Annotated in this window: 19 protein-coding genes; 13 read left to right on the forward strand and 6 right to left on the reverse strand. The window is 58.9% G+C overall.

The window, feature by feature from the left end:
- The first annotated feature begins 19 nt into the window (after positions 1-19).
- On the forward strand, positions 20-952 hold the full coding sequence (locus Mal65_RS09880; protein ID WP_145296683.1) for a hypothetical protein: 933 nt from the start codon (positions 20-22) through the stop codon (positions 950-952).
- Here the strand turns inward: Mal65_RS09880 and proC are convergent.
- A complete protein-coding gene (proC, locus tag Mal65_RS09885; RefSeq protein WP_145296685.1) occupies positions 949-1,776 on the reverse strand; it encodes a pyrroline-5-carboxylate reductase in 828 nt (275 codons plus the stop codon). The genes Mal65_RS09880 and proC overlap by 4 nt on opposite strands.
- A 169-nt stretch (positions 1,777-1,945) precedes the next feature.
- On the opposite strand from proC, the gene argB reads away from it, so the two are divergent.
- The 4 genes from argB (at position 1,946) to rph (ending at position 5,855) form a co-directional block, all read left to right on the forward strand.
- Positions 1,946-2,845, forward strand: coding sequence for an acetylglutamate kinase (argB, locus tag Mal65_RS09890; protein WP_145304814.1), 900 nt, complete (start codon positions 1,946-1,948; stop codon positions 2,843-2,845).
- Positions 2,846-2,885: 40 nt separating this feature from the next.
- Positions 2,886-4,073, forward strand: a complete 1,188-nt coding sequence (locus Mal65_RS09895; RefSeq protein ID WP_165701181.1) for an aminotransferase class III-fold pyridoxal phosphate-dependent enzyme — start codon at positions 2,886-2,888, stop codon at positions 4,071-4,073.
- A gap of 42 nt (positions 4,074-4,115) precedes the next feature.
- On the forward strand, positions 4,116-5,060 hold the full coding sequence (argF, locus tag Mal65_RS09900) for an ornithine carbamoyltransferase (protein ID WP_145296689.1): 945 nt from the start codon (positions 4,116-4,118) through the stop codon (positions 5,058-5,060).
- A gap of 72 nt (positions 5,061-5,132) precedes the next feature.
- On the forward strand, positions 5,133-5,855 hold the full coding sequence (gene rph, locus Mal65_RS09905) for a ribonuclease PH (protein ID WP_145304815.1): 723 nt from the start codon (positions 5,133-5,135) through the stop codon (positions 5,853-5,855).
- 45 nt (positions 5,856-5,900) lie between these two features.
- Here the strand turns inward: rph and Mal65_RS09910 are convergent, their stop codons facing one another.
- Together Mal65_RS09910 and Mal65_RS09915 are read right to left on the reverse strand one after the other, a co-directional pair.
- Positions 5,901-7,412: a coiled-coil domain-containing protein gene (locus Mal65_RS09910; RefSeq protein ID WP_196784733.1), complete on the reverse strand. Its 1,512-nt coding sequence runs from the start codon at positions 7,410-7,412 to the stop codon at positions 5,901-5,903.
- Positions 7,409-7,819: a DUF6384 family protein gene (locus Mal65_RS09915; RefSeq protein ID WP_145296691.1), complete on the reverse strand. Its 411-nt coding sequence runs from the start codon at positions 7,817-7,819 to the stop codon at positions 7,409-7,411. Before Mal65_RS09915 ends, Mal65_RS09910 begins: the two co-directional genes overlap by 4 nt.
- A 355-nt stretch (positions 7,820-8,174) precedes the next feature.
- On the opposite strand from Mal65_RS09915, the gene Mal65_RS09920 reads away from it, so the two are divergent.
- Positions 8,175-9,392 carry an RLV_5639 family protein gene (locus tag Mal65_RS09920; protein ID WP_145296693.1) on the forward strand — a complete coding sequence of 406 codons (1,218 nt, stop codon included), beginning with the start codon at positions 8,175-8,177 and terminating at the stop codon, positions 9,390-9,392.
- A gap of 409 nt (positions 9,393-9,801) precedes the next feature.
- On the opposite strand, the gene Mal65_RS09925 is transcribed toward Mal65_RS09920, so the two are convergent.
- The gene (locus Mal65_RS09925; protein ID WP_165701182.1) at positions 9,802-11,946 is read right to left on the reverse strand and encodes a hypothetical protein; all 2,145 of its coding nucleotides are present in this window, start codon (positions 11,944-11,946) and stop codon (positions 9,802-9,804) included.
- Between the two features lie 406 nt (positions 11,947-12,352).
- Between Mal65_RS09925 and Mal65_RS09930 the strand changes: the two genes are divergently transcribed.
- From Mal65_RS09930 to Mal65_RS09955, 6 genes are all read left to right on the forward strand, one after another.
- Complete coding sequence (locus tag Mal65_RS09930) at positions 12,353-13,684, forward strand: ArsB/NhaD family transporter (protein WP_390621968.1); 1,332 nt, start codon at positions 12,353-12,355, stop codon at positions 13,682-13,684.
- Positions 13,674-14,651: an adenine nucleotide alpha hydrolase family protein gene (locus tag Mal65_RS09935; RefSeq protein ID WP_145296697.1), complete on the forward strand. Its 978-nt coding sequence runs from the start codon at positions 13,674-13,676 to the stop codon at positions 14,649-14,651. The genes Mal65_RS09930 and Mal65_RS09935 overlap by 11 nt, the downstream gene beginning before the upstream one ends.
- Positions 14,648-15,490, forward strand: coding sequence for an ABC transporter ATP-binding protein (locus Mal65_RS09940; protein WP_145296699.1), 843 nt, complete (start codon positions 14,648-14,650; stop codon positions 15,488-15,490). The genes Mal65_RS09935 and Mal65_RS09940 overlap by 4 nt, the downstream gene beginning before the upstream one ends.
- Positions 15,491-15,552: 62 nt before the next feature.
- Entirely contained in the window at positions 15,553-17,475 is a 1,923-nt protein-coding gene (locus Mal65_RS09945; RefSeq protein WP_145296701.1) for a PSD1 and planctomycete cytochrome C domain-containing protein, read from the forward strand.
- A complete protein-coding gene (locus Mal65_RS09950; RefSeq protein WP_231131334.1) occupies positions 17,472-18,935 on the forward strand; it encodes a DUF1501 domain-containing protein in 1,464 nt (487 codons plus the stop codon). Before Mal65_RS09945 ends, Mal65_RS09950 begins: the two co-directional genes overlap by 4 nt.
- 91 nt (positions 18,936-19,026) lie before the next feature.
- The gene (locus tag Mal65_RS09955; RefSeq protein WP_145296706.1) at positions 19,027-19,995 is read left to right on the forward strand and encodes an SDR family NAD(P)-dependent oxidoreductase; all 969 of its coding nucleotides are present in this window, start codon (positions 19,027-19,029) and stop codon (positions 19,993-19,995) included.
- A 52-nt stretch (positions 19,996-20,047) separates the two neighbouring features.
- Here Mal65_RS09955 and deoC read toward each other — a convergent pair whose 3' ends face one another.
- Positions 20,048-20,767, reverse strand: a complete 720-nt coding sequence (gene deoC, locus Mal65_RS09960) for a deoxyribose-phosphate aldolase (protein ID WP_145296708.1) — start codon at positions 20,765-20,767, stop codon at positions 20,048-20,050.
- An 83-nt stretch (positions 20,768-20,850) separates the two neighbouring features.
- Entirely contained in the window at positions 20,851-21,828 is a 978-nt protein-coding gene (pheA, locus tag Mal65_RS09965; protein WP_145296711.1) for a prephenate dehydratase, read from the reverse strand.
- 465 nt (positions 21,829-22,293) lie between these two features.
- On the opposite strand from pheA, the gene dnaK reads away from it, so the two are divergent.
- Complete coding sequence (gene dnaK / locus Mal65_RS09970; protein WP_145296714.1) at positions 22,294-24,234, forward strand: molecular chaperone DnaK; 1,941 nt, start codon at positions 22,294-22,296, stop codon at positions 24,232-24,234.
- The last annotated feature ends 7 nt before the right edge of the window (positions 24,235-24,241 follow it).

A 24,241-nucleotide genomic window follows, 5' to 3' on the forward strand; every position in this document is an offset into this window, starting at 1 on the left:
TACGGTTTGCGGATCCGACATGTGGAAGACTGGCATCTATCGAATCGATGATCTTCGTGGCGACGCGACGACGCGACTTCGTGGCGAGCCAATGAATATCTCGGTGACGCTGTATCCGGCGGTTTGTGAATCTCCGGGACTGGAACCTTGGGCCGAGAGGATTCTGGATCGCTTTTCCGATCAATGCGGCGCCTTCAAGCGAACGTATGCCGGTCGGTTCGATGACTTTGACCGGCGTGTGACATCGCGGCTGAAGGAATCGTGGGACGGTCGATCGTTGCGGATTCACGATGTCGGCGTCAGCGATGCCCGGACGTCGGTCGATTGGTTTCAAACGCTGGTCAAGTCGTTTCCCAGTGTCGAATACATGGCCAGCGATTTTCAGCCCACCGTCTGGGTGCTGGTGGAAAGTCGTTGCACGGTGACCGTTACCGAAGCCGGCGAGTTATTGGAAATCGTTTATCCGCCGTTCGTCTTCAATTGCATCAAGCGTGACAGTTACCGGCATTATCCGATCAACCACCTGGTCCGATCGTGGGTCCAGCGGTATGTGGCCGAACCACTGGCCGAAAAGTATCGACGGCATCAGATCGCCGGTCGTGCCATCCAATTGTTTGCACCGGAGGCGGTGCGTCTGGATCATACCGACGCGCGATTCCAGTTGTCGCAACACGACATGACCGGGCCGATGCCGCAGAACGTCGACTGTGTTCGGGCGATGAACGTGCTGAACCCGTCTTATTTCAGCGACGACCAATTCGACGTGATCTTGGCAAACTTCTATGACGGATTGTCGGACAAGGGATTCTTGGTTACCGGTTCCAATGGTGACGCGGGCAGCCCGGTCGACGGCGGTGTGTACCGCAAAACCGATACAGGATTCTCGCTGGTCGAATCCTTCGGTGGCGGTTCGCCAATTGCGGATCGGATTGAACGATTCCGATCGTCTTAGCCCAGTTCATCGCCGCGCTGTTTGGCGGCGGCGACGGCGTCGGCCATTGCGGCCCGAACGGCGCGGCGTTCCAGCGTATTCAGCCCCGTGATCGTGGTTCCGGCCGGGCTGGCCACGGCGTCTTTCAGTTGTCCCGGGTGCTGTCCGGTTTCTTTCAACATCGTTGCCGCACCCAGAACCGTTTGCACGGCCAACTGCATCGCCAAGTCACGCGGCAACCCCGCCAGGACGCCGCCGTCGGCCAAGCCTTCGATGATGGTGAAGACGTATGCCGGGCCGGATCCGCTGAGACCGGTGACGGCATTCATCTGTTTTTCATCAACGGCGATCGCGATGCCGACCGCTTCCAGCATGGTTTTGACGTGTCCTTGGTCTTCGTCGGTCGCCCCGGCCGCCGCGCAAAATGCGCTGGCGCCTTGGCCGACCAAGCAGGGCGTGTTGGGCATCACACGGATCACACGATCGTGACCGAACCAGGTTTGCATTGAATTCAGAGTGATCCCAGCCGCCACGCTGACCAGCAATCGGCCGGCCCATTGCTTGGGGGCGGACTGGGCGACCCGTTGCATGATCGGCGGTTTGACGGCCAACAGAACGATTGGTGGCATGGTTTCCACTGTCTGGACCGACGCGTGACACTTGGCCGACGGATGCTGGTCGGACCACCATTGGCGACATTGGGCACTGGGATCCACGACGACCAAGTCGTCTGGGCGGATGGTTCCCGCGTGGATCAGCCCTCCGACGATGGCGCGACCCATCTGGCCGCCACCGATCAGGCACAGCGGGGGAAGCGGTTGGCTGGCATTGGAATTTTCGGTCATGGCAATCGATGGTCCTTGCGGGGGTGGTGGCAAAGCCGGGTGGCCGACGTCCGGCGGGGCACCTACACTACTCGGTTTTTCCTTTCGGCCACCCTGTGGCGGCTGGACGTTGGATCGGCGGACCGCCGTGCGACCAGTTTGCCAGGACCGAGCCTGTGGAGATAGCCGGTTGGACCAAGCGATCGCAAAAGCGGACACCCTTTTGGAAGCGATGGGATGGATCCGTCGGTTCCGCGGGAAAACGACGGTCATCAAGCTGGGCGGCAGCCTGTTGGAAGACCGTACGGCGCTGCACCACATTTTGCTGGACGTGATCTTCATGGAAACCGTCGGCATGCGTCCGGTGGTGGTGCATGGCGGCGGCAAAGCGATCAATCAAGCACTGTCCGACGCGGGGATCGAAGCCAAGTTCAGCCGAGGTCGACGGATCACCGATGCCCCGACTTTGGAAATCGTCAAACGCGTGCTGGCCGGTGACGTCAATCGTTTGTTGACCGACGAAATCGAACGGCTGGGTGGTCGCGCGATGAATCTATCGTTCGAAACGACCAACGTTTTGTTTGGTGAAAAACTGGTCCCCGAGGACGGCGAGGATCTTGGGTTTGTCGGCCATGTCACTCGGGTCGACCGTCAAGTCATCGAAGGGCTGTCGTACACCGACCAGGTGCCGATCATCCCGTCGATGTGCCAGGGCGACGATGGGGCCCAGTACAACGTCAACGCGGACACCGCGGCAATGGCCGTCGCCCAGGCCTTGGGTGCGGAAAAGCTGGTGTTCCTATCCGACGTCAACGGCGTCCGGCGCGACAAAGACGATCCGGAAACCGTGATCCATTCGTTGAATGTATCCGAAGCCAACCGGCTGATCAGCGAAGGTGTGATTGCCAGCGGCATGATTCCCAAAGTCGAAGCGTGCTTGGATACGCTGGGCCGTGGCGTCGGAAAGATCCACATCATCGACGGTAAACTGCGCCACAGTTTGTTGCTGGAAATCTACACGACCGACGGTGTGGGGACACAGATCGTGAAAGACCCAAAGTCGGCGGGCCAGCCCACCGGTTCGGCATAGCTTTTTCGCACGGCGTATCACGATGGAAGGAAGTCCAGCGATGTCCGATGGCCAACAATATGGCGGGTTGTGGCGATTGCGTGACGATCAGTCCGCGGTCATCGACGCGGTGTGCGGTCGTGTCAGTACGCTGGGCTTGGGCGATCCCGTCGTCTCTGATGCAATCAGTGGTGCGCATCAGCGGTATCTGGGCGATGCCTGTTCGTTGAACAACGAGGTCGGGCAACCGGAATTGGCGGAAGAACTGTTTGGTCGATTGGACCGATTGGTGCGATCGCGACCGTTCACCGGCAGTCGCGAGGGAACCGAACAGTTTCTGCAGTCGGCGACGTTGTGCCCGTGTCGTGATTTGGCCTTGGAGGCTGCGGTTTGGGATGCCCGAACCCATTCGGATTCTCGATTTCAAATTCTCAGTCTTGTCGGCAGCGAACATGGCGTGACCACGTTGGCGCGAACCATCAGTGGGCGACCGGAAATGCACGAAGGTTTTGGACCATTGGTGCCCGGCGTGGTGTATGTGCCGGCCGATGACGTGGATGCCTTGGCCCAACGGTTGGACGAAACGGTGGCCTGTGTGGTTGTCCAGCCGGCCGATGTGGATGCCGGCATGGCATCGCTTTCGGAATCTTGGTTGGAAACCGTCAGCGAACTTTGTGCCCGCCAGGATGTCCGTTTTGTGGTGGACGAAAGCCGTTTGGTTTTCGGCGGAACCGGTGGCCCGTTCAGCTTGGACGCGATTCAGGTCACACCTGCAACGGATTTCTTGTGGTCGGCGGGATTGTTCGGCGGTTTACCCGGCGGGCTGTGGTTGCGACTGGGCGATCAACCAGCGGATCCCTCGCACGCCAAGGTCACGTTGATGCCTGGCACAATTTTGGCGGCCAAGGTTCTGTCGGCCACCATCGCCGCTTGGGACGGGCGACGCGACGAAGATGCTGATCTGCCGGGACGCACGATGGCCACCGCGTTGGCCGAAAAAGTGGGCGGCTTTGAATTTGTACGCGATATCCAGTATCTGGGGACGAATTTGGCCATCCAGTCGGATATCCCCGGCGACGAAGTGGTCGCGGCCGCGTTGCAACGCGGACTGATTTTGGAATCAACCGGCGGTGGTTGGGTGCGGCTGCAATTGCCACCGACCGCGTCGGAAAGTGATTGGGATGAATTGTTGTCACGGATGACGGCGGCAATGGAAGCGTTGGAAAGTGAAACCGTCGACCTTGGTTGAGACGGACAACCGATTGAATCGTCAATGATGTGAAAGCGAATCATGCGACACCTGCTGACCCTGTTTGATCTGAACTCGCACGAACTGAATCGCATTTTAAGTGCGGCACGTGTGCTGAAGAAAATGCACGCCGGAGGTCAACGACCTGCGGTACTTCAGCATCGCGTTCTGGCGTTGATTTTTGAAAAGCCCAGCTTGCGGACACGCGTCAGTTTTGAATCCGGCATGGCGCAGCTTGGCGGCAGCAGTTTGTTTTTGGGTGACGACGTTGGCTTTGGCAAACGCGAAGCCCCATCGGACTTCACCCGCGTGCTTGGCCAGTTCGTCGATGGCGTCGTGTGTCGTTCGTTTTCTCATGACACCGCCGCCACACTTGCGAAATACGACTGTGTGCCGGTGATCAACGGTTTGACCGATTTGGCGCACCCGTGCCAAGCGATGGCCGACGTCTTGACCATCGAAGGCGAATTTGCCGATCGCCCCCTGACCGAAAACCACTTGGTGTTCGTCGGTGATGGCAACAACGTCAGCCGGTCGCTGGCACTGATTTGTGCGATGCTGGGAATGAAGTTCACGCTGGCGTGTCCCAACGGATACGAGCTTGACCAGCCCTGGATGTCAAAGATCAGCGAACGTTACCCCGACGCAAAGCTGAACCAGACCACCGATCCGATTGCCGCGGTTTCCACCGCCGACGCGATCTACACCGATGTCTGGACCAGCATGGGCCAGGAAGCCGAATCGGCCCAACGTCGCAAGGATTTTGCGGACTATCAGGTCAATTCAGATTTGATGAAGCACGCGCCGGAAACGGCAATCGTGTTGCACTGTTTGCCGGCCGTGCGAGGCGAAGAAATTACCGACGATGTGATCGATGGTCCGCAAAGCCGCGTGATCGAACAAGCGGGCAATCGGATGCACGCGCAAAAAGGCTTGCTGGCTTGGCTGTTGAACCCGCATTGGGTCGGCGAGAACGTTCCTGAATAGTGTTCCCGATGTGTGGTTCGCACGCTTTGCCGACGCATGCGATCTTCTTTGATACGAAACTTTGCACCTGAGTTGTCCATGTCGACCGATTATGTCACCCGTCCATCCGATCAGATCCGCGAAGTCAAAATCGAACGCGGCTATTTGAAATCCTGTCCGGCCAGCGTGCTGTACAGCAGCGGTGATACGGTCGTGTTGTGTGCCGCGTCGGTCGAACCGTCCGTGCCACCGTGGTTGGAAGGCAAGGGCAAGGGATGGGTAACGGCCGAATACAACATGCTGCCCGGCAGCACCAGTCCGCGAAAACGTCGCGACCGCAGCAAGGTCGATGGCCGGACAACCGAGATTCAGCGATTGATCGGTCGCAGTTTGCGCTCGATCATCGATTTGAATGCGTTGGGCGAACAGATGATCACAGTCGATTGTGACGTGCTGCAGGCCGACGGCGGCACGCGGACCGCTTCGATCACCGGCGGGTTCATCGCTTTGGCCGATGCGGTGGCATCCATCATCCCCGGTTCAACGATTGGAAACGGACCGCTGTTGGACAGCGTCGCCGCGATCAGTGTGGGGGTGATCGGCGATGAACTGAAACTGGACTTGGATTACGAACTGGACAGCGCCGCCGATGTCGACATGAACGTCATCATGACCGGCAGCGGTCGGTTCGTGGAGATTCAAGGGACCGGTGAAGAAGCCACGTTTGATGACGAACAACTGGCGGGGCTGATTCGGCTGGCCAAAAAAGGCATCGGCGAATTGACGACCATGCAGCGTTCGGTGCTGGGGCAGTAAGGGGCGGAATCGAATGCCCGCTGCTGATCACGGGCCGATCCCGAATCACCAGGGGCGTCGCGGGTAATGTCGGTTCCGACGATGCCCGGCGCGACGTGCGTGTTCTTGTAGGGCGGCACCGGCCGCAGATGCCATCGCGTTCAACAAGACTTGGGTCATCGGGTGCGTGGCGACTTCGGTGATGCGGTCCATCGTCGACGGGCCCCAGCTTTGCGTTCGCCGAATCTGGTCCCACACCGCTTCGACGTCGTACGTATCGTCGGCGCGGGCCAAAGATCCCAAGACGTCCAGCGAGTCGGCAAACAGGCATCGCCCGCTGGCGAATCCCGCACTGCGAAAACGCTGGATCAGTCGTCCGATCGCTTCGAAGATTTGTTGATGAGTCGAAATCTGGTTTCGCCAGCCGGCCACGGTTGCGTCCAGTTGTCCGATCTCCGATTCCAAGCCGTTCATTCGGGCGATGATTTGGTCGTCGGTCAACGAAACCGTTTGGCGGGCGCGTTGCTGCAGTGCCCGCGTGTCGCTGCGTTCGATCATCCCGCGAAAGGCCGCGATCGCTTTTTGGTAATAATCACAGTGTCGATCCGCCAGAGCGTTCAAGTCGCGTTGGATCTGTTCGCTCTGTTGATCCAGCTTGTTCAACGTGTCGGTCGCTTGGTTGCGTTCGGCGGTGATTTGTTCACGTCGGACCTTCAGTGCATCGGCGCCCAGTTCGCGGGCCAAGTCGTCGCGCATGCGTTCCAGTTCCGCCATCACGGTGTCCAGTGCGGCGCGATCCTCTGCAATGATTTGCCGCATTGATTCAGGCGTGGACTTTAGAAAGTCATAGTTTCGTTTCGCTTGCTGGTATCCGATCAGCTTGGCCAGCCAACGATCGATGCGGCGCGTCATGCCGCGTGGTTTGTATTGTCCGGTGCCGAAGTCGCGATCCTTCAGGTATGTGAAAAGATCGCTTTCTTCGTAGGCGGGCAGTTTTCGGACGGCGTCCTGATCGGCCTCGTTCAGGTTGTCTTCGGCTCGTTCCAAAGCGGCTTCGGCGCGAGCGGCCTGTTCGGACAGTTGTGCAAACTTTGGGTCGGCGGCCAAACGCGATTCGATGGTGGCCGCCAGTGACTCGATTTCTTCTTCGATCAAGTCATGTTGGGCATTCCATTCGGTCAGCGTTTGCTCGGCGTGTCCATGCTGCAATGCGATCTGGTCCAGTTGTTGTCGCAGATCATCGACCGCCTGTTCCTTGCGGTGCAGTATCTCGTTGATCGTCGGGCGAATTTCCTGCCACGTCGTGCGTACCGCGTCCGGGGTCAGTTCCGGCAAAAAGTACTCCGCCAGTTCGACCATCGTGTGGTCGCGTTGCTGTTCCAGTTGTTCACGCCGTTGGTCCGCGTTTTGGATTTGTTGCCGAGCTTGCTGCAACCGGTTTTGTTGTCCGGCCTGGGCGGTCAGCAGTTGTTGGTGGACTTGGGGGCCGGTCAAAGGCATGGCGGGCGAATCAGTGAAGGCTTTGGCGGATGCAGAAAAGGTGGCGGTGTCGCCGGTGGATTGGGATCGGTCGGTCAACCGAACCAGAACCACAGGCCGCCGGCTGCGGCGGCGATCGTGGCCAAAGTCCAGGCGACTTGCTGTCGGCGGACCCAAAGGTGGGCCAAGAATCGGTTCATCCCTGGCGCGGGATCTTGATAGGTGTGCAGCCGATCCATGTATTGCTGGATCGCGGTATCCAATTCCGCTTCGGTCAAATTGTCGCCCGAAAGCCGCGCGGTTTTCATCAGTTTTTCGCGTAGCTTTTGGCGGACCTCATCGCGGCGAAACATTTCCTCGGCGGTTTGCCGGCGGTCACGCAGTTCGCGTGCGACATCCATGACCCGCAAGGTTTCTTCCAGCGTCAAATTTTCCGCCGGATGTGCCTGGGAATTGCGCCCCGACGGTGCCGGCTGTTGTGCCTGGGCGGTTCGGACGTCTGACATATTGGTTCACAATCCCTACAAACGGCGATGATGCGATCGGCAAGACAGCAATGGTGGCGATGATGCTGGCGGGCTGGGGAAAACTCTGACGCCCCGTCGGTTTTCGAATCGGATCCCCAAGACTTAGGCCGCGCGTGCCCGAATGTTACGAAAACGGCGTTGGGCTGCCTAGCTTTCGCCGACGTCGTCCCGCTGTGTCCGCTTCTTGCTTCTGTCGCGCCGAAGCGCTAACTTGAAGCCATCCTGGCGGGACGGATTCGATCGGATCACGGATACTATTCACGCGGACGCAACTTTCGCATCTTCCTTCTTCACGTTCCTTCTTCACTTTGCAGTAAGCACGGAAAACACAGTCATGTCACAAGCCCAAGCTTCCGCACCGGCCAACCAAACGTCCGGCGTCGATGAAACGCGTTCGATGCGCGAGTATTTGGATCGTGCATTGGACACGCTCAAGAAATTCGGCGGTGAAGATCGTGCATCGGCACCCCAGGAATTGATCAGCCTGTTGGAAAGTGTGCGGCACTTGGATGAAGCCAAGGTCTTGGCGATCGCCGATGTGATCAAGCACATGGGCAGTTTCAACGCGATGGTCCGCGAGAATGTGGAGTCGATCCAGGTCGGTAACCGCTACATGGAAATCACCCAGATGTTCGATTCGGTTCGCGAAGACAGTAAGCGTCTGATCGGCCAGTTGGATGATGGCAAAATCAGCGGCACCGAAAAGATTTCCAATTGGTGGATGAAGCTGCGCCGTGGCACCCCCAGTGACCGCTTTGAGAAAATTGCGGAGGTCTACACGGATGTCGCCAAAGACACCAAAGATGCGTTGGGCAAAGAAGAACAGATCATGGATGCCTACATCGACTTTCGCTTTGCTTTGAAGGAAGCGGAAGTGTTGGCACGCGAGATTTTGGACAAGCAGGTTCCGGTGCTTGAAGACGCCAAGAATGCGTTGGCTTCGACCCAAAAGGCTTTGGACGAATACAACGGCACCGAAGAAGCCGAGAAGAGCCAACTGGAACTGCGCCGCGATGAAGCACGGCAGAAGTACGAAGACGAAGATGAAACGTATCAATTGCTGAAGGACATCGCTGAGAACCTGGAGATCGGTTACGACGTCGGCGAAACGTTGATCACCAAGCTGAAACAGACGCACGACGTCAAGGAACGCGTTTATCGTCGTGCGGTGACTTTCTTCACCACCAACGAACACGTCTTCACGATTCTGGGAACCGTTTACACCAGTCAGCATGGTTTGCACGAGGTGACTCAGGCGACCGAAGCGATGAAGGAAGGCGTCAACAAAGGTTTGGAAGACATCGCGGATCTCGGACGCGAATTGGAACGTGCGGCGTTGAAGGCCGGTTACGGCAGCACGATCGATCCGAAAAGCGTCCAAAAGCTGGTCGATGCGATCAGCGGTTTCCAAGTCGAATCGCTGGAGATGATCGCGGAATTGCGAAAGGAAAGCGAAGAAAGCACTCGAGCCATTCGCGCAACGGTCGAAGAAGGCAAGAAGAAGTATATGGAAACGTTGGCCAAGCACGCACGCGGCGAAACCGGCAAATAGTCGCGATCCGCTTCTCGAAAGCACTCGCCGTGCGGCCTGCAAAGTCGCCTTTTGCTCCGCAAAAGTAGCGCGTGCTATCCGCAGGCCGGATCTAGCCCCAGCGCAGATCCGGCAAGGCGGCGTTGGATGCTCTTGCCGTCACTCCTTTCGCTCAGCAGGCGGACAGGAGTTTTGCGACAAATGGCAATCCGACGCGTCAGTTTTGAAGTTCCGCTTTTACCCGAGGCATTGACTTTTTTGGTAACCCGAAGCGTGAGCGAGGAAAAAATGATGTTGGCATCGCCTCGCTCACGCGTCGGGTTACCAGATAAGCGCAGCTTGAAAACTTACGCCTCAGGTTACTAGGCATTGAAGACGCTCGCTCGGTGCGGACTACAACACAAACTCCGGCACCGACGATGACGATGCCTTAGGGCTCGACAAACTTGCCCCATTGGCGTGCCAGGAACCGCGGCAGCATCAGCAACATGCGTCCGCTATCCGGATCGACGATTCGCCGATAAACATCGCGACTGGAGTCCGACATGACGGCGTCCAACTGGGAAATCAGTCGGCTTTGTTGAGCTTCGGTTAGGGGTGCGGTCCAGATCACGATCGGCAATCGGTCGTAACGTGCATCGGGGCCGACCCACCAGTACGACGGACTGACTTGACGGATTCGCATGTTGAACGGCCCCAAGGTTGTTCGGACCATTTCGGTGAATCCGTCGCCCGCGTGCGGCAGCACCAATTGTTGCGGCGACATTTGTCGTCGGCCGGCGTCGGTCCAGTGGACCAGAACGGATGCGTCGTTACGTCGTGCCGTTCCCGCCAACCACTGGGCGATCGGCATAGCTGTGGGCGATTGAGGGCCGGTTTGTCCGTCATCCAGGATGCGCCAAGCAAAGTCGGCGTTGGGCGTCGACTGGTCTGATGCCCAGCGTGCGAAGACTTCGCCGGGGACTTTGGGGGCAATCGAACGCATTCGCCGGAGCGCATCGGTCGCAAAGGCCGCAAGCTGTCGGTTGCTGCGGCGTCGCACCCAGACCATGCGGTCCTCCGGTGCAACCAGCGGTTCGTCTTCGTTTGCCTCCGGCTCCGAAACCTCATTTGGGTCTGCCAGGAATTCTGCCAAGACTTCATCGGCCGATGCTTGGCCCGAACCAAAATCGTCGGTTGACGTGATCGGCGCGACGGCGGATTCGAACGCTTCGTCGCTGACCGTCAGACGCAACAACGCTTCGTCTTCTTGCGTCATCGCCTCGGATTGGGATGCGATCGAGGCGAAGTGTTCCGACGCGGCGACGGGGCGACTGATCGTCTTGATCGGGCGGCGAACATCGATGCCGGCGACGTCAAACGACACCCAGTCGATTTCGATGGGCACGCCCGTCAGCTGGCTGATCAGCATGACGTAGTCCGCCATCGGATACGTCGGTGGCCGAGCGAGCGCGAATTCGATCGACATCGAACGCGTCAGGTCCACGGCGCTGGGCGGGTTTGCCACCATCATCGGGTCCAAGTCGACATCCGCCGGGCGGTCCAGCATTGCTTGGTTGCGATCGACGGGCGTTTGCAGTGCCGGCGGCGCATCGGGCGCAGGTGCCGAAAGGTCCATCAAGAACGGCTTGAAGGAATCCAGCCCGGTCAAGTCGGCCGGGCCGCCGGAGGATTCTGAATCCGCGTCATCGCCGCGTGGTACGACGACTGGACCGTCCGAATCGGCGTCTTCGGGTGGCGCTTCAGGCGAAAGAGGATTCTTTGGTATCAAGCTGTCCAAGCCAGATGTGTCCGGGTCGCGGGTCAGGTCGTCTGGGATCATCGACGGACCGCCCGTGTCGTCGTCGGTCGGCGGCGAATCCTCCGCGGGCTCTGGTGCTTGATCAGTCGATTCGGTTGGATCGGCATCACCGCCGTCCGACGCTTGTGCATCCGGCAGGGCGGGACCGGGCTCGTCTTGGCTGGGATCTACTTGGTTGGGATCCGCTTGGTCGTCGGCGTCGCCGGATGCCAGAGGCCGGTTGTCGTCGCTGGCCGGCGAATCGTTCGCGGTATCGTCGTTGGGCGTCTGCTGTGTCGCGGGATCCGGAGTCGTGGTTTGTGCGGTTTCGTCTTTTTGCCAAGACCGCACGAAGATCACGAACAGCAATGCAGCGATGCACAGGCCCGTCGCTGCCAACACGCCGACCAAAACCATTTGTCGCCGCCGGGTCGTGTCTGGATTTTCCCAGCCGATTGGTACAGGCGGTGCTGATGATTCGGTATTTGCGGTGGCATCCGTCGGGATGGAGTCATCGACTTCGAATCGGGGTGCGTCGGGATCGACAACGGGTGGCGGTCCGCTGCGGTCGCCGGTGACGATCGAACTGGCTTCGGTGATCGCGTCGCTGTCGACGCTGTGTCGGCCGACCGCGATGGCGGGCTGATCGGCAAGTGGCGGTTGACCGGGCGAACCCGGGGGATCCGGAGTACCGGCGGGCGGTTCGATTTGCATCATCGAACCACAATTGGGACACGCAACGATCATCCCGACCAGGTCTGGGCGGGTGACACGAAACTGCGTGTCGCAGGTCATGCAGCGTTGGGGAAAAGGTTGGAAGTTCACAAGATCCATTTTGGGCGCCCCGTCAGTCCAGACCAAGCGATCTGGAGGATCACGTGGGCGAAGTTTTCAAAAATGAGCCCGGCGTCGGCGGGTGAGCACGTTTATCGCGATCGGCCGACCCCTTAGACTTGGCAACCCATTGGTCTGGCCGCCACCGCCCGGAGTGGCGGACCGCCCGTCCCGACGGATTCCCCCACCGATTTAGTTTTCGCAATCGTTTTCGCCTTTCGGATCGACAAGATTGGACATGATGGACCTGAACGTTCCCATTGACGTCGCGGCCGTGGGGGTTGCCCGTCACATCGGTATTTTTGATGGCCTAGCGCTGGCCGCATCGCTGACCGAAACCGCGGTCGAACCGGCGCCCAAATGGGTCATGCTGTCGTTCGCCGCCGTGATGATGGTCACCTATGTCGGCGTCGCGATCGAGCGGTTTCACAAGACCGTCGCGGCGTTGTGCGGCGCCGCGGTGCTGATCGTGTTGTCGATCGCGTTGGGGTTGTTCGAATATCCCAAGGTCTACGAATTCATCAAAGAAGACCTGAATATTTTCGGGGTCATCATCGGCACGGGCATCTTGGTGGATGTCGTCGGCCGCAGCGGCTTGTTCCACTTCATCGGCATGTGGATCGTCCGCTTGACCGGTGGTGGTGCGTCAACGTTGTACTTCACGTTGTGTGCGGTGACCTTCTTGTTCGTCGCGGTGCTGACCATCGTTCCGGCGATGTTGATTCTTAGTTCGCTGGTGCTGGTGATCTGTCGGTCGCTGGACTACAAGCCGACGCCGTTGTTGTTAAGCGTCGCGATTTGTGCCAACAGCGGCGCGATCGCGACGTTCGCCAGCGGGTTGCCCAACATCATGATCGGGACGGCGGCGATGATCCCGTACATGCAATTCATCCGTGTGTCGTTGCCCTACGCGGTGGTCAGCCTGGTCGTTGCCGTCGCGATGATGCGATTTTTCTTTCGCAATGATCTGCCTTGGCATCAGACGCCCCAGCAACGCGAAGACTTGAAGGCACGCATTGAAACGTTCGATCCGTGGGCATTGGTAGAAGACCGACGCGTGCTGTTTCGCAGTGCGATCATTCTGTTGGTGACCGTGATCGGTTTTGCGTTGGCCGGACAACTGGGCGTCGGCATGGACTTCATCGCCATGGTCGGTGCGACGGCCGCGTTGTTGTTTGCCGGCAAAGGGGTGGAAGACGCGATCGGCAAAGTCAACTGGACAGTGATCCTGTTCTTCATGGGCTTGTTCGTCATCATCGGATGCGTCAAGCAAACCGGCGCGTTGGCTTGGGTGGCCGAGCAGGTGGTCGCGGTTTCGGGCAACCGACTGGCGTTGCTGGTTCCACTGTTGGGCGTGTTTTCGGCGGTGGCCAGTTCGATCGTGGACAACATTCCCGTGGCCGCCACCTTGATTCCGATCGTGCGAGACATTTCCGGCGGATCGGTGCCGGCCGAACCGCTGTGGTGGACGCTGGTGATCTGCTGCAATCTGGGCGGCAATGGAACACCGATCGGGTCGATCAGTTGTGTGATCGCGATTTACGCGTTGAAAAGAGAGGTCGGCGTGCACGTCGGCTGGGGACAGTTTTTAAAGCTGGGTGGCAGCGTGATGTTGATCCAGGTGGCCGGCGCCATCGTGTACATCCTGTTGCTTGAAAGCCAGAATCTATTACCGGAGCTTGCCAGCCATGGCGTTTGATTCCAACCGTCAATCCTTGGACCGCGACGTCGATGAATCGATGCGGATGTTCGAACGGTCTCAGGTCGGCCCGGCCCCGGAAATCACTCCGGTTCGACCCGCCCGAATCTTGCTGGCGCTGGACGGTTCGCCACAAGATGCGACGTCGATCGCCGCGGCCCAGTACCTGCGTGAACAGGTCAACGTCGAAACACTGATCTTGGATCTGCGTGAGTTTTTGCGCAGCGACACGGCAGATTCGTCGGCCGATCCACTCGTGCCGATCGACGAATTGGTCAAGCAGATCAGCGGCGCTCGTCCGATTCAATCGACCGGTGACGAACCCTATGAACGGATACTGCAAGCGACCAAAGATCATCAACTGGACATGCTGATCGTGCCCAGTCCGTTCGGTCGTTCGTTTGACAAGATCGGTGTGGACAGCATCGGAACGGTGCTGGATGTCTTGCTGGCGCGGTGCAGCGTGCCGACGCTGGTCATCCGACGCGACGATCAACGGCTGGACGAATGTGTCGGGCGGATCGCCCTGGTCGTCGGCAGCGAATGCGATATCGAAAGTCGTGCGGCGGCTTGGTGTTTCGGCTTGGCGGGACCGTCGGCGCAGGTCACTTTGAACTTGGTGTTGGAAAAGGAGCAGTTTGAAAACTTGCGATCGATCATCCAAGCGATGGATCCCGAAGGCACGTTAAGCGAACAACAGGTCAGCGATGCGTTGGCCAAGTCGCACCATGCACTGCACGGATCCATGTTGAAAACAGCGACGGCGCGAAAGCTGGCTTATCGCTTGGTGCCACAAGCGGGCGAAGTCGCGCCGCCCAATCCGCTGAACGATAACGTCAAACAATTGTTGGTCATGCCGCTGGAGGTCGATGATCGATTCGGGCAAGGCTTTGCGCAAGATCGAATTCGGCGCAGCCCTCATCCAGTGCTTGTGGTCCCCAGTCACGTGGTCGACGACGACAAATGAATCAGCCCAGTCCCGCCGGAACACCGTCGGCGTCGTCATTGTTAATGCTGGATCAGGTCACGGTGTGGCGTGAAAACACGCGCATCTTGGACCGGATTGATCTGGACATCCCCGTCGGTCGGCACACCGCGATTCTGGGACCCAACGGAGCGGGCAAAACGTCGTTGTTGAAACTGTTGGTCCGCCAGTTTTATCCCTCGATCGATGACGATGGGACACAGGGAGGGGTCAGCATCTTGGGCCGATCGGATTGGCCGGTGGACCAGCTGCGCTGCCAGATGGGAATCGTGTCGCAGTCGTTGGAGCATGACTTTCTGTCGGGACGCAGCGGACGCATGTCGGTTCGTGACGTGATCCACAGCGGATTCAACGCAACGATGTTGTCGGCGTTTGGACCGCACATGACGCCGGCGATGAAAGAGGCCGCGGATCATGCGGCAAACTCGGTGGGCGTGGACCACCTGGCCGACCGCCGCTTGGAAACACTGTCGACAGGGGAACGACGTCGGACCCTGATCGCACGCAGTCTGGTGCACCGACCCCCGGTACTGGTTTTGGACGAACCGACCAGCGGATTGGATCTGGCCGCGCGGCACCAATTCCTGCAAACGATGTTGCAAATGCTGCCAATGCATGACTTGACGCTGGTGCTGGTCACGCACGCCTTGGAAGAGATCGCACCGCCGATCGGTCACGTCGTCTTGCTCGATTCCGGTCGTATCGCTTTTGATGGTTCCAAGGCCGATGCGCTTTCGTCGGACCGTCTGAGTCGGTTGTATAGGGTTCCGACCACGGTGCGTCGCGATGATGACGGTTGGTATTCCGCATCGGTGGGCTAAGCGTCCACCGTCTTTCGGCCTGTTCGGCGCCGACGGTCGATCGACCAGTTAAAATCGAAGCCATGAAAGTTCGCAATTCTTGGTTATCGATCCGTGTGGCCGCCGTGCGTGGGGCGGCTTCCATCGTCGCAATGTTGGGCTTCGCCGGCCTGAACGCATCGGCCGTGGATTTTTCCCACGACGTGGTTCCGGTCCTGCGACAACACTGTGCCGATTGTCACACAGGCGATGAGGCCGAAGGCGGATTCAACTTCAATTCTCGGTCATTGGCATTGGAATCCGGAGTCATTGAAGCGGGCGATGCCGATGCGTCGGTGCTGGTCGAACGTTTGATCACCGACGATCCCGACATGCGGATGCCTCCGCCGGATCGTTCGAGATTGTCGGCCAGTGAAATCCGAGTCCTGATCGACTGGATTGATCAGGGCGTTGCCTGGCAAGCCGGATTCCAGTTCGGCGAAGCGAAGCCGGAATTGCCGCTGCGTTTGAAATCCGTTTCATTGCCCGGACCATCTGGCGATCATCCCATCGATCAATTGGTCGGCCGGTATTTTCAGCAACACGAGGTTCGTTGGCCCGATGCCGCCGATGATTCCACGTTGCTGCGTCGAACGATGCTGGATTGGGTCGGGCGATTGCCGTCGGCCCAAGAGACCACCGACTACCTTGCCGACACGTCCCCACAGAAACACACACGGCTGATCCAGCGTTTGGCGGACGACCGGGTGGGATATGCGGATCATTGGCTGACGTTTTGGAACGACTTGCTGCGCAATGACTATGAGGGCACCGGGTTCATCACCAAAGGTCGCACGCAAATCAGCGGATGGCTGTACCAGGCGCTGTTGGAAAATCGTCCGTATGACCAGATGGTTCGTCAGTTGATCAACCCGCCGGGCGATTCCAGTGCCGGGTTCATCAATGGAATCAAGTGGCGTGGCGAAGTCAGCGCGGGACAGTCATTGCCGATCCAGTTTTCGCAAAGCGTGTCGCAGGCGTTGCTGGGCATCAATATGAAATGTGCGTCCTGTCATGACAGCTTCATCGACCGTTGGACGTTGGGCGACGCCTATTCGCTGGCCGCGGTTTATGCCGACAAGCCGTTGGCGATGTACCGTTGCGACAAGCCGACCGGTGCGGTGGCATCGGCGGCGTGGATCTATCCTGAAATGGGCGAAATCGATCCACAGGCCGATCGCGGGGCGCGGCTTCGCCGATTGGCGGGGCTGATGACGGCCGAATCCAATGGGCGATTTTCACGGACGATCGTCAATCGTTTGTGGGCTCAGTTGATGGGCCGGGGATTGATCCATCCCACCGATGCGATGCAGACGCCGCCTTGGGACCACGACCTGTTGGACTACTTGGCCGGCGATTTTGTGCGTCGTGGATACAATCTTCAGGGAACCCTGCGTCTGATCACGACCTCGCGAATCTATCGCTGCCAAACGGTGATCGATGCCGGTTCGGCTGACGGCGAAGGCGATGCGTTTGTGTTTCGCGGACCGGTGGCCAAGCGTTTGACGGCGGAACAGTTTGTCGACGCGATCGGGACAATCACCGGCCAGACGCCAAAGAAGGCAGACGCTCCGGTGCAACGAGATGCGGACCGTGTACGGGCGTCTTTGGTCAAGGCCGATTCGCTGCAACGGTCGCTCGGGCGTCCCAATCGTGACCAGATCGTGACGTCACGGCCGAGTGATGTGACGACATTGGAAGCCTTGACGCTTGCGAATGATCCGACGTTGGCCCAGCGTCTGCGGCAGGGCGCCAGCCGATTGCTCGATCAATATCGCGGCCCGTCAGCGGACATCGATGGGGAACGATTGATTGACGATGTGTACCTGACTTGTTTCGCACGGCATGCGACGTCGCGCGAACGCCAAGTGGTGCTTGATTCGTTGGGAGATCAGCCGACGGACGATGGCTTGGCGGATTTCTTGTGGGCCGTGATCGTTCAACCCGAATTTTGGTACGTGCGATGATTCAAGACTGGACGCAGGATTCCGCATCGATGGAACGGCAACGTCAACGACGCGACTTTTTGAAATCGTTGGCCGCCGCTTCGGCTGCGACACTGGCCGCACCGACGGCGCGTGCTTTGGCCGCCGAACATGACTTGATCGACCAACCCGAGCCAACCGCTGACCATTGCATCTTGTTGTGGATGGCGGGCGGCATGGCGGCACCGGAAACGTTTGATCCCAAGACGTATGCGCCCTTTGAAAAAGGCATGCCCGTCGACCGGATGGTCAGCACGTTTCCGGCCATCGACACGGCCGTGGACGACATCAAGATTTGCCAAGGCTTGGAGAACATCGCCGGGGTCATGGATCGTGCGACGTTGATTCGTTCGGCGGTCCAGCCGGATCTGGGACACATTTTGCATTCCCGGCACCAATACCACTGGCATACCGGTTATGTGCCGCCGCAAACCGTCGCCGCGCCGCACTTGGGGGCTTGGATGGCGAAGGTGCTGGGCCCGGTCGACCCGGTGATGCCCGCGTTCGTGAACATCGGCCAGCGTTTGGAAGGTGTGGGTGAAAAGGAAGAACTGAAAGCGTTCACGACGGGAGGATTCTTTGGCAGCGAATTTGGGCCGATGAATCTGCCGTTCCCCGAGCAGGCCGCCGCCGCGGTCGCACCGCCGAAAGGGATGAATCGTCGTCGGTTTGCCGAGCGTCAGCAGTTGTTCCAGCAATTGCTGCGCAGTGGGCCGGCAAGCGAAAACATCAGCGATGATCATCGCGAATCGATGCTGCGATCCCTGGACCGGGCGTATCGATTGCTCAGCAGTTCGAAAAGCCAAGCCTTCGACATCCACGCCGAACCCAAGGACAGTTACGAGCGCTATGACACCGGCCGATTCGGTCGCGGATGTCTGCTTGCACGTCGACTGGTCGAAGCCGGCTGTCGATTTGTGGAAGTCACGACCGAGTATGTGCCTTTCCTGCACTGGGATACTCACAAAGACGGTCACGCGACGGTGGATCGGTTGCACCAGGAAATCGACCGTCCGATCGCGACGCTGATTCAAGACTTGGAATCCAAAGGGTTGCTGGACCGCACATTGGTGATTGTGGCCAGCGAATTCAGTCGTGATGCGATCGTTGAAGGTGTCCCCGGATCGACGGCGCGCGATCAAGCGACCGTAAAAACAGAATCGGTGACCGAGCCCCAGCACTACGGGCTGCACCGCCACTTCACCGGCGGAACCAGCGTGGTCATGTTCGGCGGCGGGATGAAGAAAGGGTTTTTGTACGGCGCGACGGCCCCGCAGCGTCCGTTGCTGGCGATCGAAAACCCCGTCACCGTGACGGATCTGCACGCGACGATCATGCGTGCGATGGGAATCAGCCCGCGCACCGGATTTGATGTGGAAGGTCGTCCGTTTTATGTCACCCGCGACGGCGTGGGAAAACCGGTGATGGAATTATTCGCCTGATCGCTTAGACTTCCCGCCGCACGACCCGTGGCGATATGCCATCTTTCAGGGTCACATTTACGGTTCAAACGCGGTGCGGGACGGTTCGACGATGTCTATCGATCAATTGCGGGGAAAGCTGGCTTTGGTGACCGGCGGTGCGGGCTTCATCGGTTCGCATCTGTGTGACGCGTTGATCGATGTCGGTGCCAAGGTTCGCGTGCTGGACAACTTAAGCACCGGGTTTCGCACGAACGTCGAACACTTGGTCGGTCGCGAAGATTTTGAATTCATCACCGGCGATGCGTCTGATCCGGATGTCGTTCGAACGGCCGTCGCCGATGTCGATGTGATTTTTCACGAAGCCGCGATGGCCAGTGTGCCACGCAGCATGCGGGAACCGGCCCTTTGTCACGCCTGGTGTGCGACCAGCACGGTTGAGTTGTTGAACGCCGGTCAAGCCGCGGGTGTCCGTCGATTGGTGTTGGCATCCACCAGTGCGGCGTATGGAAATTCCACGTTTGTATCGAAACGTGAATCCGATCCGGTGTCACCGCTTTCGCCCTATGCGGCGGCAAAGTTGGCGTCCGAAGCGTATTGCCAAGCCTTCTATCAAGGTTTCGGCATGGAAACCGTCGTGCTGCGATACTTCAACGTGTTCGGCCCGCGACAAGATCCGCAAAGCGAATACAGCGCCGTGATTCCACGGTTTGTTTCCATGATCCTGGCCGGTGAATCGCCGATCATCTATGGCGACGGCTTGCAGTCGCGTGACTTTGTGTACGTCGGCGACGTGGCCAAAGCCAATTTGTTGGCGGCAACGGTCGACGGGGTGGCCGGCGGCGTGTTCAACGTCGCCCGCGGACAACGGACGACGTTGTTGGAACTGTTGGACACGTTGCAAGAACTGTTGGGCGAAACGATCACGCCGATTCATCAACCGCCGCGTGCCGGCGACGTCCGTGATTCGCTGGCCGACGTGTCGGAGACGCGAAACCGTTTGACGTTCGAACCGTCGGTTTCGATGGCCGAAGGTTTGAAACGCAGCATCGATTACTACCGCAGCGTGGTGGAAGCCTAGCCGCGCAGCCGCACGCCGACGGATCGATCAAGCGCGCCGCGTGCCGCGATGATTAGTATCCGCCGCTGGACGCCTTGGCTTCGATGGTCGGCATGCCAAGTTCTTGACGACACTGGTTCAGGATTTCCGCGGTGCGGCTGGCGCCGACGCGAGTCACACCGATTTCGCGGACCTGCAACAGCGTCGGAAAATCGCGAACGCCGCCGGCCGCTTTGACTTGGACTTCTGCCGGGGAACTTTGACGCATCAGTGTCAGGTCTTCCATCGTCGCGCCGCCGGTGCCGTATCCGGTCGATGTTTTGACCCAGTCGGCTTTGACTTCACCACAGATTTCACACAGCTTGGTGATGTGATCGTTTTCCAGATAGCAGTTTTCAAAGATGACTTTGACCTTCTGGCCGGCTGCATGGGCCACGTCGATCACCGCGGCGATGTCTTTTTGAACATAGTCCCAATCGCCGCTGAGGACTTTGGAAATGTTGACGACCATGTCCAGTTCTTCACAACCGTCGTCGATCGCCTTTTGCGCCTCGGCCGCTTTGATCGCCGTGGTGTGCCCGCCGTGGGGAAACCCGATCGTGGTCGACGCTTTCACGGTGGTGCCGTCAAGCATTTCCGCACAGCGTTTCAGGTAGTAAGGCATGATGCAAACGCTGGCCACATCGAACGTTTTGGCCAACTCGATGCCCGCATCCAATTCGTCGGTGGTCAAGAACGGTTGCAGCAACGAGTGGTCGATCATCTTGGCGATGTCTTGATACGTATAGCTCATGCGAATCCAGGTGGGGTTAGCGGGGATGGCGGAAGGATGAAAAAACGGTGGGCGTCAAAGTTGGTAACGAAACGATGGCGTCATCATGAAAGCGCGGGATCGCCTTTTTGGTACGACCCCAAGATCTTCAACTCGCTGGCCTGGCGTTCCAATTGTTCCAACGCGTCTTTGACGTTTGCGTCATCGCGATGACCGTCAAATTCGATGAAGAAAAAGTACTCGTTGGGCCGGCCGGGGATCGGGAATGATTCGATCCAGGTCATGTTCAGCTCGTGCGTTTTGAACGTCGTCATCAAGTCGGCCAGCTTGCCGGGTTGATGAAGGACTTGGCAAACCAACGATGTCTTGTCGTTGCCGGTTGGCATCGGCGCGTCGTGTCCCAAGATGACGAAACGTGTCACGTTGTTGGGATTGTCTTCGATGTTCTTGGCAACGATGTTCAGGTCGTATTGTCGGCCGGCTTCGAAGCTGGCGACCGCCGCGACACCGGGGCGTTGGGCGGCCAATTGGGCGGCGCCTGCGGTGCTGTTGGTTTCCACCAAACGTGCGTCGGGCATTTGGTCGGCCAGCCAGCGGCGACACTGCGACAACGCTTGCGGCTTGCTGTGGATTTCGGTGATCTCGCCGCGTGGCGTCTTGGACATCAAGTTGTGATGAATGGGCAACGCGACTTCGCCGATGATCGAAACGTCGCAATGGATCATCCGCCCCAGGGTGTCCACGACGCGACCGTCGGTGCTGTTTTCGATCGGGACGATGCCCCGCGATTTCGGGTCACGGCGGGCGGCATCAAAGACCGCGGCGATGGATGCCACGGGGGTGAACTGGGCCGCGTCGCCAAAGTATTTGATGGCGGCCAAGTGGCTGTAGCTGAACTGCGGTCCCAAAAAACAGACGTTGGTCGGACGCAGCAGTGCATCACAGACGCTGCGGATGTGTCGCTGGATCGCGTCCACCGACGCCGCGTCGATCTCGGCATCCCCGCCGGTGACCAATTGCCCGCGGCGGCGAATCAGCTGTGCGATCTGGGTGTCGATGGCGGCGATGTTGTCCGATGGCATGCCGAAACCGTGGGATGGGGGCGTTTTGCGTGGGCTGGCGGTTGGGCGTAGGCGACCCGGAGCGGATCGCCGCGCATCGTAACCCCGTGGTCGGATTCGCGTAAGACATCGGCCAATGGGACAACGGCAAACCCACGACGTGTTGCCAGACCGCCGGGAGTGTCAAATTGGCAAGGCCCGATTTGGGCCGAAAAGCCCGGATGTGACGAGACTGTCAAAAATGCGGGGGTTTGGGGGGATTAGCGTGCCGAAAATCCCCATTTTTAGGCTCTGGCACGGCAGTTGCCTTAGACACCATCGTCCCGCCAAAACCGCGTCGCGATGGCCAGATTCGCGACCCCGGCGGCGGCGAGCGTTCACGCAAGCATGTCAACGCGGACAAGCCCGTCAACGCAGATACGTCCACGCAATCCACGTCAACGCGACGGCGAACGCAAACACCAGACGCGAAGGAATCCCAGAGATATGTCACAAGGCGAAAAAATCATCGGCATCGACCTCGGCACGACCAACAGCGTCGTGGCCGTGATGGAAGGCAGCGAGCCGAAGGTCATCCCCAACCCCGAAGGCAACCGGCTGACGCCCAGCGTCGTCGCGTTCACCGACAAAGAAGACACGATCGTCGGCGAACCCGCACGTCGCCAAGCGGTCACCAACCCGAAACGCACCGTGTACTCGGTCAAGCGTTTCATGGGGCGGCGACACAGCGAAGTCGAATCCGAAGAAAAGATGGTGCCGTATTCGATCTCCGGTGGCGCCGGCGAATACGTCAAGATCGGCGTCGGCGACAAGGAATACACGCCGCAAGAAATCAGCGCGAAAGTGCTTCGCAAACTGAAGGAATCGGCCGAGTCTTACTTGGGCCACAAGGTCAACAAGGCCGTCATCACGGTCCCGGCTTATTTCAATGACGCCCAACGTCAAGCCACCAAGGATGCCGGTCAAATCGCCGGTCTGGAAGTCGCACGGATCATCAACGAACCGACCGCGGCCGCCTTGGCTTATGGCATGGACAAGAAGAAGGACGAAAAGATCATCGTCTTTGACCTTGGTGGTGGTACCTTCGACGTTTCCGTTCTGGAAGTTGCCGACAGCGGTGATGAAGAACAGGAAAGCCGCGTCTTCCAAGTCATCAGCACCAGCGGTAACACGCACTTGGGCGGCGATGACTTTGACGAAGAACTGATCAACTACGTCGCGTCGGAATTCCAAAAGGAAAACGGCATCGACCTGCGTAACGATCCGATGGCCCTGCAACGGCTGCAAGAAGCCTGCGAAAAGGCCAAAAAGGAACTTAGCACGCTGCCGGAAACCGACATCAACCTGCCGTTCATCACGATGGACCAGTCGGGACCGAAGCACCTGACGATGAAGATCACGCGCAGCAAGTTCGAAGAACTGATCGACGAACTGGTCGAAAAGTGTCGCCCCTCGGTGATGCAAGCGTTGGAAGACGCCGGCATGAAACCCAGCGACATCGACGAAATCGTTCTGGTCGGTGGTAGCACCCGCGTGCCCAAGGTCCGCGAAATGGTGCAAAAGATCTTCGGCAAAGAACCACACCAAGGCGTCAACCCTGACGAAGTCGTGGCCGTCGGTGCCGCCATCCAGGGCAGCGTTTTGGCCGGTGACCGGACCGACGTTCTGTTGCTGGACGTGACCCCGCTGACCCTGGGGATCGAAACCGAAGGCGGCGTGATGACCGCTTTGGTCGAACGCAACACGACTGTTCCGGCGGAAAAGAAGAACGTCTTCAGCACCGCCGCGGACAATCAAACCGCGGTCACCGTACGTGTGTTCCAGGGCGAACGAAAGATGGCCACCGCCAACCGGTTGTTGGCCGAATTCAACTTGGAAGGCATCCCGCCGCAACCACGTGGTGTTCCGCAAATCGAAGTCAAATTCGACATCGACCAGAACGGTATCCTGAATGTATCGGCCAAGGAACTGAAGACCGGCAAGGAAGCGAACATCGAGATCAAGGACAGCGGCGGACTGAGCGACGATGACATCGAACAGATGCGCAAAGACGCCGAAGCCAACGCCGATGAAGACCGCCGTCAGTTCGAATTGGTCGAAGCGAAAAACAAGGCGAACCAGCAGGTCTATCAGCTTGAAAAACTGATGAAGGAACATGAGGACAAGCTGAGCGACGATGACAAGGCGCCGATGAATCAGGCCATCGAAAAGGTCAAGAAGGTCGCCGAAGGTGATGATGCCGCCGCGATCAAAGCCGCCACCGACGAACTGGATGCCGCCAGCCAAGCGTTCAGCAAAGTGCTGTACGAAAAGGCCGGTGCGGATGCCGGTGCCGCCGATGCGGATCCCGCCGCCGGTGCGTCAGCCGCCGCGGACAACGATGGTGACGACGACGCGATCGACGCGGATTTCGAGGTCAAGGACTGATCGCTGG

This window comes from Crateriforma conspicua (assembly GCF_007752935.1).
Taxonomy (GTDB): Bacteria; Planctomycetota; Planctomycetia; order Pirellulales; family Pirellulaceae; genus Crateriforma; species Crateriforma conspicua.